Genomic DNA, 12,718 nt, shown 5'->3' with positions numbered 1-12,718 from the left:
ATTTTTATTTTATGAATAAGATTTTAATTACAAAAACGCTACTCAGCATTCTAATTCTCGGAAATATATTATTTTGTAAAAACTCGCAAGAAGAAATTTCAAAATCGAAAGAGCAGTGGGATGCTGCTGATTCTAAAAGTTTCTTCACTTGGACACAAGCGGCTGAATACTGTAAGGGCAAACAAATGAGACTTCCCACATTACGCGAAATCAAAGATGCATCCAAAAATGGATTAGCAAAAGAATGGCAGGGTAGTGTATACTGGAGCTCTGACGAAATAAAAGATGCGCCGAGATATGTTTATGCGTTCTCTCTTACATGTAAGGATTCATTTGAGACTGATAAAACAGGAATCAAAGACACACATTGCATTCGATAGATTTTAATTACGACTAATTCTGATAATTCGCTGTTTCAGTTTTGATTCGGAAGAGTTAGTCAAAATATCCTTTTTTTTCTATCCAAGAAAAAATAGTTCTTTACCATTGAACTTATGCAACCATTTCAAGAATATCTAAGTGTTTCTATTTTTTTGCCGTCTGCTTTTTGTGCAGGAATTCTTTTTCTTGGCTCCTTGCTCTATGCTATAATGTATTGGAATACAAAAGATCCTTTGCATTTAGGAACAACTGTTTTAGGTATTGCAGGTTTTTGTTTTGTTGGTGGCGAGACAATGATTTTAGCCTCTGGATGGATGCTAAATCCTGAGTTGGGTATGTGGTTTCATAGGTTCGAGCAAATTGCGGCTACTCTAATGTTAGGCGAAAGCAAGCATCGTCCCCGCCTCCTCTTTCGTTATACAAAGACAGTGGAGATATTTAGAAAATATTATTTAAACTAGGGATACTTCTAAAACATAGTTTATTTAAAGAGAGAATAGATGGAAAAAGAAAAAATAGATAAATTTTTAGAATTTTATAAACCACTTGAAGGCTATGAAAAAGGAGAAGGTCAAACTTTTTTTTAATCGACTTTTATTTTGTGTCTGTTAAAGACTAAAGACAAACAAACAAAATTTGTTCTAATTAAGTATATTGAAATGAATAAAAGGTTAAAACCATATACTTCAACAAAGAATTTGAATCATATTACAAAAACAAAACTATTTTTTTTTTTTTTTTTTTTTTGGGTTGTTTTTTTTATTTTATTATTTGTTTTTTTTTTTTTGTTTTTTTTTTTTTTGTTTTTTCGGGTTGCTGGGCGGGTATAAGCGGGCCTGCAATACTCATGGTATTACAACATTTACTTGTTATAAATTCTTTCTGGAAAAAACTAAATCGAATCCTTATCTTCATTGGATTAGGAATTTTTGCTTTGATTACGATTATTGCATTCGTCGCACCTGATTTATTTGTATCTCAGACTATTCATCGTGAAGATTGGTTGACTCGGCAGGCAGATCATGGAAGAGGAAAAGAAGGTAGTTTTTATCCGATCCGTGATGCCTTTTTCGGTTTTATCATTTTATATTCTATTGGATGCTATATAGTCGATATGATTAAGGGTAATCTCAATTACCTGCTATTATCTTTTATTGGACTTTTAATTGCTGTCTCCGGTGCTGTAATTGACGTTATTAGTGTGTATACACATCAATTCTATGACTTTACTCCTGATAGTAAGCATTCTAGATTTGTTGTGGGGATAAGCGTTTTTATCCTCTTCTCGATGGGAGCAATCTTACGAAAATTCTTTGCAATCTCTAAAGAGGCAGAGGAAATTCATAAACTTAATAAGAGCAATGCAGAGAAAAGTGAAAAGCAAAATGATTTTATAAAGAATAGAATTAAAACTAACTCGGAAGATCTTTTTAGTTTTTCAGAAAAGCTTTTAGCTACGATTTCCATGTTGCATTCGAACACAAAAAATCAGAAATCCTCTTCCGAAAAAGCAAATGAGAATATCGAAAAGATTGCTTCAAGAGCAAATGTCGTTTCTGAAAATATTGAAAATCAATTTTCTGGAATGAATGTATTGATTGATTCAATGCAGTCCGTCAATGAAAGTATGCAGTCTGTAATTAAACTAACACAAGAATCTCTAAGTAAAATTCAATCGATCAACAAGAATGCACAGGAAGGAGATCGGTCTATGAAAGTCATGCAAGAGAGTATGCAAAAAATTAGTAAGAGTTCAAGTCAGATTCAAGGAATCATTGGAATTATCAATGATATATCCAACCGAACTAATTTACTTTCTCTCAATGCTGCTATCGAAGCGGCGAGGGCGGGCAATGCAGGCATGGGCTTCGCGGTAGTAGCCGATGAAATTTCTAAATTGGCAGAGCAAACTTCAGGAAGTATTAAATCAATTAGCTCAATCATTATTCAAAATGACAACGAGATAAAATCAGGCTCTCAAAATCTGGCTCAGACTTCGGGGCAAATTAGCAATATCATTTCAAACGTAGACACAATCTTAAAAAAGATTCAACTCATCTCGGATGCAGTCAATCAACAGGCTATTGACTTTAAATCGATGGAGCATTCAGCAGATAACTTTAAATTAGCCGCTGGCAAAATGAAAGAATCTCTTACTATGCAAAATTCTGCTGTCCTAGAAATCAAAGATGTAATTTCAACTCTTGATGACCTTGCGTTTACAAACTTAATCGCAACAGAAGAAATTTCAACCTCTACAAAATCGCTCGTAGAGAAAGCAGAGAAAATTAATATGGAAATCGATCAATTCGAATCAGAATAAACGATTCTTCTGTGCGGCTTCTACGTCGCTTCTATGTTGGTTCTAGGTATAGGATAATTACTTAAGCTTGTTTGTAAATTTTATGTTTAATGATATCTACTTTGGAATGAAAGTCTTTGTCTAAGACCGGCTCAATGGCTTGGAAGGTGTATTCGTTTACACCCTTGCCTGAACCTTGTAACAGTAAGGCTAATTTCTTTTTGTTAATATAACCAAAGTGCATAAAAAGATTGGTGAGTATTCCTGATTTAATAATTCGTTGGTATAAAAAAGAATTTATACTGAAATAGGAAACCATGCTCATATAATCGTGCATTAGATCATAAGAATTTAAAATGATGAGACGATCACATTCCTTTTCATAAACTTGCACAATTTCTTTTATAGAATGGTTGGTTGATTTAATTATATAATGATAATAGTTCTGGCTAACTTTGTTTAGTCGCGAGAAGCGAGTAGAATATTCTTTTTCAAGAATAGAATTTTCAATTTCTGTCTTCGGCAAACGCCAGAATGGGTTTTGACCAAAGGAATGCAGCCTTTCTAAATTTTCAGAATAAAAAGAAATATTTTTATCGGAATCATTTTGCTCTACACTTTCTTTGAAGTCAGCAAAGCTAACGGGTTTAACAGAAGTTAGCCCTATCGTAATGTAGCCTGAAATTTTTAAAGAGAGGTTAGTCATTGTTTGCTCTGAAAATAGATAAAATTTTTGCAACAACGCCTGTCGAATGAAGTTTTTTATCTCTAACATTTTCTTGTAAATGTGTGGATACTGTGTTAAAGCCGTCGGACGCAGTATTAATTTCCTCATAACTATTTGATTTATCAACTTTCCAGTTACAACCAAGACCGACTTCACTATAAATAGTAGTATGCACTTCATCAAAAGGAATGTTTTCAGAATCCATGGTCTTTCTGGAAAGAGTAGACTTCATCTTCTTATTTTCTTTTGTGAAGTTTTGTCTAGAATCTTTGTATTTATAAAAATCTTCCGCAGAATCATCGTTTTTAAATAAATCCATAGCTCAGCCTTCTTTCAAAAATTTACTAAATCCCACTTTGCGAATCATTTTAGAATAAGTCAACTAAAATCAACGGACATAAAGCCGATTCTTTTTTTGATTGCTTTTAAGAAAAAATAATATTCAACTTTTACAGCGAACATGCTTAATATCTTTTTTATTCAGATAATCCAATTCGCCTAACGCTACAAGGAAATAATATGCTCTTGCCTCGGAATAATGCTGAGAAGTCCAGTAACCTGAATTTTCAGTTTTTTGCCAATCGGATTTCCAAGATTCTGTGATACCGTTTTTATATGCAATTTCCAAATCATTAATACTAGGTAATCTCATTCCATAACCGGCTATCCCAAGACTACCACATTTTCTTTTAGCATCTTCCCAATTCATTTCACCTAGATAATCACTCCAATTCTTTAAGCTATCAGTATTTTTATCATCTGGTAGTGTTGCACAGTTTTCAAAATATAAAAAAAAGATTAGGAAAATTGATACAGTTATTGTCATTCTTTTAATTTCCATAATTTACTCTATATTTTTCTCTACACCTGTTTCATAAAAGATAAATTCCTTTTTCACTTGCATGTAATCTTTACCAATATCATCTTTTCCATCAAACGCAAACTTTGTATTAGGCGGTAGTTCTTTAAGCGTAATAATGAATCCGGGAACAGTATTCATTCTATCAAATGCGTTAGCCCAAGCTGTGTATGATTTGCGTGAAATAGCTGAATTTGGATTTGTTTTAATTTCAATTTGATAAACATGCCCAGGTTCAAAATTAATTTCAGTTCGTAAACTCCTATGGATGAAGTTATCGAATTCGTTTTCAGGAATCATTTGACTAGTGCTGCCTAGTAAACGCAATAATTCATAACGTGCAATATCTTGTGCATAATTAAAATAAAGAATAACAGAAAGGGTTCCTTTACCAGATTGAATAGGAAATAAATACTCTGATCCCAAAGACATAAAGGTGCAATTTCTTCTTGTAATAGTAGAATTTTCAGAGATGATTCGCTCTTTTATTTTGGAGCTTGCCTGGTAATTCATGAAGTCTTCTTTTCTAGGATTTAAAATGCTATCACCAAATTCGATAAAAACGGGCAAAGACTTTTCCGTTCTTTTGTAGGATTCTAAATTTTGTTCTGACTCTTCATTTCCATACTCCAAATACTCATTGCCTAATTCAGGTATTTTCAAATAAAGAAAAGAATGCTTTTGCTTTAATCTTTCTGCGATTGTAGAACTTTTTTGATTACAGAGTTTTACTTTATGTGAAGTTTCGACTTGAAGTCTATACCAATCCAGTTTTCGCTGACTGTTTCCTCCAAAAGAATTTAAATTGGTATAGCAAAAGAGGAAGAGTAATATTGTAAAAGATTTCTTTCTAGGAAATTGCATTTAATTTAGACCTTTCAATTTGAAAATTTAAGCTAAATGCTATTTATTCCATTACCCATTATCCGTGTAAAGAAATATCCATAAAATACTTTTTTGAAAACAAACCATTAGAAATCTTCTGCACGAAAGAATTTTAGAAACTTATATCAATTTCGTTTATTTGTCAGATAGACCCCCGATTAAAGATTTCGGGGGTGACAGGAGTAATCCCCATCGGTGTTCATCGTCTTCATTCTCCCCTTCGCTGCATATATTCGCGACCAGCGCCTTCGCATAGTAATCTTTACTTTTTCCTCTTATCCAAGTGATAAGTTAAAGCCATCGAGATACAAAGTTTTAATTTCTCAGTTGCGATTTTATCTTTTGTTTTAAAAAGAAGAGCGCGGTTTCCTTCGTATTCAAACTCATCGCGAAACATTTCTCTAAACGTATCAACGAGTGTAGTCTGGCAATTAAAATACATCGCATAATCATGCTTACCCGATTTGACCTTATCGATTCGAATGGTAGTTCCTGATTTTGTTTGGGAAGTTAAATAACTCGGTTGACCCCATTTTAGAGTTTCTTCTAATTCACCGGCAGTTTTTGTTTTATCTGCGACTTCGAATATAAGCTTACGAAGAAATAATAACTTTGACTTTATATCATGCGGATAATCTTGAAATACCGCAAATACTTCTGGGCTTTTGAATTTGGGTTGGGTGGATGTCATTTCTAATTCCTTTAGATTAAAAATTCTTTAGCGAAGTGGTTAATTTTATTGAATAAAACTCACTCACAAGTAATTTTATACAATACATGTTTACAAAGACGATTCTCATTTTCTAATTTCGGATGCTCGAACTCCATTACTTTTTTCATTTCGATTTTTATCATTACATTTTCAGATTTAGTATTTAAGACCGAAGTAAAAGAATAAATTTCTTTTAGGTTAAACTCTTCAAAGCCTTTTTGTAAACAAAGCCTAGCGCCTTCGGATGCGTAGCCTTTACCCCAGAAGCGAGAATCTAATCGCCAACCAATTTCCATGCAGGGAGTGAAAGAGCTTTTAAAATCAGCATAGTTTAATCCGATGAAACCAATAAATATTTCTGATTCTTTTTCTTCTACTGCCCAAAGACCAAAGCCCCATTTTTCAAAATGCAAATGAATACGATTTACTAAATTGATTGTTTCTTCTCTTGAGAGAGGTTGCGGAAAATACTGCATAACCTCTAAATCGGAATTCATTTTCGTAAATGGAATTATATCAGACTCTTTCCATTTTCTAAATCCAAGTCGTTGTGATTCAAAGAGGTATTTCAAGTCGAGTGTTAGTGATTCGAAGGCGAGCGTCATTATTGAAGGCGCAGAAACGTTTCTGCGCCTTCAATAATGACGCGCCCTTCAATAAAATATTACGCCTTCACATAATGTCACAACACCCCACGATCTTCCATTCATAATTAACCATTAACCATTAATCCTGAATCACCGCCATTGAGTATTCGGAAATAGCCTCACGTCTTTGTTCGGCGTAGTCTTTGTGAAACCATAGATCTTGGGTCTTTTGGGCTGACTTGCGAGTGCTAATCGTAATTTTCGTCATACATTCGTCTACAGCGAATTTCATCGCTTCCTTGCCTGTTTCCCCTAAACCCTTGTTTCTTTTCTTTCTGACCATCTCTCCTGCGTTTTTACGTATACGATCCATGAGCTTGTCATAATCCTTATCGTCGATACAGAAGATGGTTTCTTTCTTTCCATCTTTCCACTTTACATCTACCTCAAAAAGAGGTGCAGCAGAAATATGAATTACACCGAAGTCAAACAGCTCAGGCCAGTATTCATAAAAGAACGAAAGCATGAGAGAGCGAATCGCATAACCGTCAAAATCCGCATCTGTAATGATACTTACTTTTTCATAGTTTAATTCTTTTGGATCTTTTAATTTTTCATTGATCGGCAAACCAAGAATAGCCACAATATTCTTCATCTCTTCGTTCGCAAGTGCTTTTGCCAAACTCATTCCTTTACAGTTTAATGGTTTACCGCGTAATGGGAATAAGCCGTGAAGTTTTGGATTACGAGCAGGACGTAAACCTGCAATAGCCGAATCTCCCTCAGCGACAAACAACACTCTGCCTGCATCGCTTGGTTTTCCAGTTGGTTGCATAAGTTTTGGTATATTGTTCTTAGACGCTTTGCGAAGTCCTTTTTGTGCATCTTCTAACTCTTTGAGTTGAGTTCTCTTTTCCATTTGCATCTTAACTTCTTCGAGTAAGTCGGTCTTCTTAATCAGTTTGTCTAGGCTCTTATCGACTGCGTTTCTGATGTCTTCATTTAAGTCGTTAATCAAATAAGATTTATCTTGCGATTTAAAACGTGGATTTAGAATGCGCAAGTTTACATACATATGAAAACAATTTCTTACATCATTTCTTGTAGATTGAGTTTTTAATTTTTTCTCAAGTGCAGTGATTTGACTTTTCTTTCGAACTTCATCACAAATTCGATTTTCTAAATACTCGATTGCAGAACCGCCTTGCACCGCAAAATTGGAATTAACCCACGTTAGAGTTTTGTTCTGACCGATTACGAAATAGGTTTCGAGGTTAATCTGAGAAGCCACATTCGGATCTTTGTATTCCATTTTGTAATATGTTAAATCAGAATTTTGAAAAATTTCTTCCATTCCTTTTTTGAATTTAAACTTATCCGATTTATTCTTGTGATGGAATTGAACTTCAAGTCCTGGATTTGTCATTGCAATGTCTTGCAAATATTGACGCATTAAATCAGGATTAAACTTAGTATCTAGCTTGTTAAAATACTTTGGCTCTAATTCAAACTCAACAGAAGTTCCATGCGAATCACCGCAGGATTTAATAGCTTCTATCATGAAAGTTTTTTCCATCAAAGATTCTAGCTTAGAAAGATGATCTTTTGTAAGCAATGGACATTCCTTAAAAGAACCATGTTCATCGTAAAATAAAATAACTTTTTCAAAATCTTCTGGAGATAATTTAAAGGTGCGAATTAGTTTTTTTACTTCATCGTGAACGCTAAAAAGTTTTTTGTAAGACTGTCCTTTGTTCTCTGTTGTTACACGGAAAAAATTAGACACCATTCTCACCAAGGAAATACCTACTCCATTTTGACCTGCCACATGATCTTGTTTGACTTGATCGTCAAAATTTTCTCCATACATCAAATGTAAGAATACACCTTCTGCATTTTTTGCTGGTATTCCGCGACCGTTATCCTCTACTGTAACTCTTCCACAATCAGTCGAGAGGCTAACAATGAGTTTAGTCATCTTCTGACCATCTTTGACTGTCTTATCATTTTGATTTTTGCGATATTCATCGACAGCATTCATACAAGCTTCATCAAGACATTTTAATTTTGCAGGAATATCATTTAGCTCTTCATGGCTAATTTCATAATTCCCCTTGGAATCTTTTTTGAAAAAATGTTGCTCGAATGTTGACATGGAATTTTGTCCAAGCCACATTCCAGTTCTCATACGAACATGCTCTACGTTCGAAAGCTTTTTAAAATTTCTTTCGCCTGAATCTTTTGCGTTCGGTTTAGTTTTTATTTCGGCACTCATTATTTATCCCACTTGTTTTTCAGTTCGGTCAATTCATCGATCATAAATGCAGTCAGCTTTGCATCTTGCTTTGACAATGCAGTGAACTCCGCAAACTTAATCTTAGCCTCATTGATTGCATCTTGACATTTTCTTGCTTCTTCTAAAGTCATTCTATAAACTGGAATGGAGGCTAACCATTCGAAGTATTTGAACTTCGCATTCTTCAATTGATTTTCGAAGTCTTGCTTTGATTTGATTGTTACCACTTTCTGATTCCACTTCTCATTGATGAAACGAATTAATTCAGAGTTTCTATCAATCTTTTCTTGCTCTAATCCTGCAAGTCTTTTGAATCTGCGGATGAGATGTGTTTTGCGAAAATCACAAAATCGTTTAATGATTTCTTCTTGCTTGTGATTTTTTAATCTTCCTTCATGTGTAATAACGTTAAACGAAAGAGTATCAAGATTTTCTTTGTTAAATAAAGCTTTGATATCTTTTTCTGTTGGCTTTTCGCCTTTTTTATAAACGAGTTCTATTTTAAAAGTTTGGCTGGAAGAATCGATGTAGTCTTTTAACCAATTATCCTTTTTCTCTATCATGTCTTCTAAAAGAGCAACTACTTTGTCACGATTCCAAGTTTGAGGAGCATGAGTTAAGAAGAGACTTTCCCCTTCCCATTTGAATCCGAATGTTGTATACATGATTTCAGATCCATTCTCGTTGGTGGCTACTCGAACTTCGCCGCCATAACCTTTATACCAAGGTTTAATTTTTTTTGGTTTGCCTGTTTTTAAATAAGCAATTTGAGATTCAACAATATCAGAAAGTTTATGAGCGGGGATAAAGCATCTAAACCCCGTCGCAATTCCTTGGATTTGATTTAGAAGAACAATTGGAACTTTTCCTACGAAATGGATTGGCTCATCTTCTGTCTCATCGTAATTTTTTACATAATCAATATCAGCAAGTCCTTCAAAAAAACCTAAGTCCTTTGCAAAATCAGAAAGTTTGACTTCTGTATAACGCGGAGATGCGATCGCATTTGGATCTAGCACGTCCCCAAAGGTTCCTTCTCCATGAACGAGAGGAATATTATTGGCAAAAGTAAAATCTTGCGCCATAGCTGAGAGAGCGTCTTGAATAGACTTGTCCCCATGCGGATGGTATCCCATCGCCAAGCCGGCAACTTTTACTGTTTTAGTATGTCTATTTCTGGCATCGGAATTCCACATCGCCCATAGAATTCGTCTTTGCACCGGTTTCAGTCCATCAATCTCGTGTGGAATGGCACGGGAGTCACAAACATACCGAGAATACTTTCTCTGGTCATCATTTACCTGGTCTTCGAACAGCACTTTTGGAAAATCTGGTCGGGTCGTTTCTTGTGTATTATTTTTCATCTTTTTTTGCGTTCGTATGTCTGTCTATTCTGCTTGTCAAGCATTTTCGCAATTTTACACTGGCTAAACGAATACAAGTCCCCTTTTTAGCAGCGTCTGAATGTGCAAAAAACCCTAATTCTATTGATTCAAATGATACATAATCGTAAAAAACACTTTTTTCTATTTTTTTTTCCAATTCTAATCATTTCGTGTAAAACCTTTGCGACAAGTGATGCAGAAAAAAAGAAATTTCTGGAAATTTTTACAGGTGATTATTACCAAAAAGCGAAGGTTTTGAACTCAAATAATTTTTTTGAAAAACCTAGCTCACAATACAAATACCTAGTGATTCGACCAGGTGAAGGTCCGACTGTAAAGGTCAAGGAAATCGAGATTTATTTTTATTCCTATACGAATAAATTTCTTGGTGAAGTGAGTTCTCTTTTTGCAGAGAAAGCTCCACCTAAATTCACAATCTATGAAAAAGTAAAATACGGAGAAGGGAAAAGAAGTAACGACTCTGGCGATTTAGAAGTCGAATACACAAATTTTTCGATTCGTAATTCACAAAGTTCCGATTTGCTTGGCGGGTTAGAAAAATTCATTAATCGCAAAATGGAAGCGCAGCAGTTGTTTCATGAAAAAGTAATTTATACAATTACACCAGACGAAGGTCTTTGGAAATTGGAAGAGTCAGAAATGAAAGATGGTCAAGAAGCAATTCGTTGGAAGCATTATCCGTCAGGAACTCCAGCGCGTAATTACCCTTATTCGGAATTCTCTCCCAATAAAAATACGTTAGAGTATTCAAGAATCTATGCCTTCGAAGATTACAGTTATAAAAAAATCTTTAAAGACATTCCTTCGGGCAGCAAACTTTATAACAACAAAGAATTTGTGATCTATTATTTTCCCGGTGAAAAATTAGATCCCGTAGATGAAAATTTAATTTATGCTAAAAACAAACAACTGACTTTATATAAAATGGATTTACCTTTGATTATTTTTAAAAAGAAAGAGAGCACAGTAGAATGAACCAAAATATTAGAACACGATTCGCTCCATCTCCGAGCGGCTTCTTACATGTAGGCGGTGCAAGAACTGCACTATTCAATTATCTATACGCAAAAGCAACCGGCGGAAAATTCCTGGTTCGCATTGAAGACACTGATCAAGAGAGATCTACTGACTCTTCGATGAAAATTATTTTAGAGTCACTCGAATGGCTTGGACTCAATTGGGATGAAGGTCCGGGAGTAGGCGGTCCGCATGGTCCTTACAAACAATCCGAGCGTTTGGATATTTACAAAGAGCACACAGAGAAGCTAATCAAGAGTAACCACGCATATCGTTGTTTTTGCACAACTGAATTACTTGAAGCCAAGAAAAAGCAATCCGAGGCAATGGGAATTCCTAATCTCTATGATGGAACCTGTTCAAGCATGACAGAAAAAGAAATCCAAGACAAGCTAGATCAAAAGATTCCATTTTCAGTTCGATTTCGCACACCTGCAAAAAATTTAATCGTAGACGATATCATTCAAGGAAAAGTAAAATTTGATACAAAACTCATCGGAGATTTTATCATTGTAAAATCAGATAGTTTTCCTGCTTACAACTATGCAGTTGTGGTAGACGATCACCTTATGCAGATAACACATGTTATCCGAGGCGTGGGACATTTATCGAATACTCCTAGACAGGTTTTAATTTACGAAGCACTTGGCTATCCACTTCCGAAATACGCACACGCATCCGAAATCGTAGGCGCAGACGGAAAGAAACTTTCGAAACGAGCAGGGGCTACTTCTATTTTGGCGTTCAGAGACTTGGGATACACAGCAGAATGCTTTCGTAATTATATGGCTCTTCTCGGTTGGACCTCGGAAAGTGGACAGGAATATTTACCACACGGCGAACTCGAAAAAATATTTGATGTAGAAAGATGCTCTAAGTCTCCATCGCTATTTGATGTATTTAAAAAAGTAAAAGAAGAAGACAAAGAAAAGACAGATTTCAACTCGTTGCCATTATCCGCACTCGCAGACCAACTCAATCCAAAGTCCAAGCTCAACTGGCTTTCGAATAAATACATCCGCGACTCCGACATAACAAAATTATGCGCTGAAGTAATTCCATTTATCAAAGATAACAAAGGGATTCCAGAAGAAATTAAAAATGCGAATAATGAAACCCTGCAATCTCTATTAGAATCAATTCGGGTCTACTTGGATCGACTCTCCCAAGCACCTGACTACATCTCTGAATTTTTCAATAACGATATTGTTATTGAAAACGAAGACGCAAGAACGATCGCCACTGCCGGAAATGCTGGACTTGTCATAAAGACATTTCACAAACTTCTCGCATCCGAAAACCCATCTAACTCCGACGCCTACAAAGCCTTAATTGAAAAGACCGGCGCTGAAACAGGCGAAAAAGGAAAAAATCTCTATATGCCAATCCGTGTGGCTACTACCGGTAAGGCGCATGGTTTGGAACTTCCGATTTTGTTTAATCTACTTGGGCAAGAGAAGTTGAAATACCGGATAGCGGTGATTTGCCGCGAGATTAATTTAATGATCAATTAGGAATGCGGAATGAGTAATTATGAATTTTGAAT

The 12,718-nt window shown here is 35.1% G+C and carries 13 protein-coding genes; 5 read left to right on the top strand and 8 right to left on the bottom strand.

Annotated elements, in window-relative coordinates; translation table 11 throughout:
• Positions 1 to 11 precede the first annotated feature (11 nt).
• The 3 genes from IPH52_01250 (at position 12) to IPH52_01240 (ending at position 2,704) form a co-directional block, all read left to right on the top strand.
• A complete protein-coding gene (locus IPH52_01250) occupies positions 12 to 380 on the top strand; it encodes a hypothetical protein (protein ID MBK7053668.1) in 369 nt (122 codons plus the stop codon).
• 114 nt (positions 381 to 494) lie between these two features.
• Entirely contained in the window at positions 495 to 842 is a 348-nt protein-coding gene (locus tag IPH52_01245) for a hypothetical protein (GenBank protein ID MBK7053667.1), read from the top strand.
• A 386-nt stretch (positions 843 to 1,228) separates the two neighbouring features.
• The gene (locus IPH52_01240) at positions 1,229 to 2,704 is read left to right on the top strand and encodes a hypothetical protein (GenBank protein ID MBK7053666.1); all 1,476 of its coding nucleotides are present in this window, start codon (positions 1,229 to 1,231) and stop codon (positions 2,702 to 2,704) included.
• Between the two features lie 61 nt (positions 2,705 to 2,765).
• Here IPH52_01240 and IPH52_01235 read toward each other — a convergent pair whose 3' ends face one another.
• From IPH52_01235 to IPH52_01200, 8 genes are all read right to left on the bottom strand, one after another.
• Positions 2,766 to 3,389 carry a hypothetical protein gene (locus IPH52_01235; protein MBK7053665.1) on the bottom strand — a complete coding sequence of 208 codons (624 nt, stop codon included), beginning with the start codon at positions 3,387 to 3,389 and terminating at the stop codon, positions 2,766 to 2,768.
• Positions 3,382 to 3,729 carry a hypothetical protein gene (locus IPH52_01230; protein MBK7053664.1) on the bottom strand — a complete coding sequence of 116 codons (348 nt, stop codon included), beginning with the start codon at positions 3,727 to 3,729 and terminating at the stop codon, positions 3,382 to 3,384. Before IPH52_01230 ends, IPH52_01235 begins: the two co-directional genes overlap by 8 nt.
• Before the next feature lie 123 nt (positions 3,730 to 3,852).
• Positions 3,853 to 4,251 (bottom strand): hypothetical protein, encoded by a 399-nt coding sequence (locus IPH52_01225; protein MBK7053663.1) that lies wholly within the window; start codon positions 4,249 to 4,251, stop codon positions 3,853 to 3,855.
• 3 nt (positions 4,252 to 4,254) lie between these two features.
• The gene (locus IPH52_01220) at positions 4,255 to 5,133 is read right to left on the bottom strand and encodes a hypothetical protein (GenBank protein ID MBK7053662.1); all 879 of its coding nucleotides are present in this window, start codon (positions 5,131 to 5,133) and stop codon (positions 4,255 to 4,257) included.
• A gap of 283 nt (positions 5,134 to 5,416) precedes the next feature.
• Positions 5,417 to 5,845, bottom strand: a complete 429-nt coding sequence (locus tag IPH52_01215; GenBank protein MBK7053661.1) for a DUF1801 domain-containing protein — start codon at positions 5,843 to 5,845, stop codon at positions 5,417 to 5,419.
• 59 nt (positions 5,846 to 5,904) lie between these two features.
• A complete protein-coding gene (locus tag IPH52_01210; GenBank protein MBK7053660.1) occupies positions 5,905 to 6,471 on the bottom strand; it encodes a GNAT family N-acetyltransferase in 567 nt (188 codons plus the stop codon).
• A gap of 121 nt (positions 6,472 to 6,592) precedes the next feature.
• Positions 6,593 to 8,728: a DNA gyrase subunit B gene (locus tag IPH52_01205; GenBank protein ID MBK7053659.1), complete on the bottom strand. Its 2,136-nt coding sequence runs from the start codon at positions 8,726 to 8,728 to the stop codon at positions 6,593 to 6,595.
• Positions 8,728 to 10,113 carry a DNA gyrase subunit A gene (locus IPH52_01200; protein MBK7053658.1) on the bottom strand — a complete coding sequence of 462 codons (1,386 nt, stop codon included), beginning with the start codon at positions 10,111 to 10,113 and terminating at the stop codon, positions 8,728 to 8,730. Before IPH52_01200 ends, IPH52_01205 begins: the two co-directional genes overlap by 1 nt.
• Positions 10,114 to 10,245: 132 nt before the next feature.
• Between IPH52_01200 and IPH52_01195 the strand changes: the two genes are divergently transcribed.
• Positions 10,246 to 11,130, top strand: coding sequence for a hypothetical protein (locus IPH52_01195; protein ID MBK7053657.1), 885 nt, complete (start codon positions 10,246 to 10,248; stop codon positions 11,128 to 11,130).
• Entirely contained in the window at positions 11,127 to 12,686 is a 1,560-nt protein-coding gene (locus IPH52_01190; protein ID MBK7053656.1) for a glutamate--tRNA ligase, read from the top strand. Before IPH52_01195 ends, IPH52_01190 begins: the two co-directional genes overlap by 4 nt.
• Positions 12,687 to 12,718 lie beyond the last annotated feature (32 nt).

The sequence above is a fragment of the Leptospiraceae bacterium genome (assembly GCA_016708435.1).
GTDB lineage: Bacteria > Spirochaetota > Leptospiria > Leptospirales > Leptospiraceae > UBA2033.
The sequence above is the reverse complement of the archived record's forward strand: the minus strand, read 5'-3'. Positions and strand labels throughout refer to the sequence as shown.

Coding starts and splice junctions, on each gene's coding strand:
- IPH52_01250 (MBK7053668.1), top strand. CDS start 12: ATGAATAAGATTTTAATTACAAAAACGCTACTCAGCATTCTAATTCTC.
- IPH52_01245 (MBK7053667.1), top strand. CDS start 495: ATGCAACCATTTCAAGAATATCTAAGTGTTTCTATTTTTTTGCCGTCT.
- IPH52_01240 (MBK7053666.1), top strand. CDS start 1,229: ATGGTATTACAACATTTACTTGTTATAAATTCTTTCTGGAAAAAACTA.
- IPH52_01235 (MBK7053665.1), bottom strand. CDS start 3,389: ATGACTAACCTCTCTTTAAAAATTTCAGGCTACATTACGATAGGGCTA.
- IPH52_01230 (MBK7053664.1), bottom strand. CDS start 3,729: ATGGATTTATTTAAAAACGATGATTCTGCGGAAGATTTTTATAAATAC.
- IPH52_01225 (MBK7053663.1), bottom strand. CDS start 4,251: ATGGAAATTAAAAGAATGACAATAACTGTATCAATTTTCCTAATCTTT.
- IPH52_01220 (MBK7053662.1), bottom strand. CDS start 5,133: ATGCAATTTCCTAGAAAGAAATCTTTTACAATATTACTCTTCCTCTTT.
- IPH52_01215 (MBK7053661.1), bottom strand. CDS start 5,845: ATGACATCCACCCAACCCAAATTCAAAAGCCCAGAAGTATTTGCGGTA.
- IPH52_01210 (MBK7053660.1), bottom strand. CDS start 6,471: ATGACGCTCGCCTTCGAATCACTAACACTCGACTTGAAATACCTCTTT.
- IPH52_01205 (MBK7053659.1), bottom strand. CDS start 8,728: ATGAGTGCCGAAATAAAAACTAAACCGAACGCAAAAGATTCAGGCGAA.
- IPH52_01200 (MBK7053658.1), bottom strand. CDS start 10,113: ATGAAAAATAATACACAAGAAACGACCCGACCAGATTTTCCAAAAGTG.
- IPH52_01195 (MBK7053657.1), top strand. CDS start 10,246: ATGATACATAATCGTAAAAAACACTTTTTTCTATTTTTTTTTCCAATT.
- IPH52_01190 (MBK7053656.1), top strand. CDS start 11,127: ATGAACCAAAATATTAGAACACGATTCGCTCCATCTCCGAGCGGCTTC.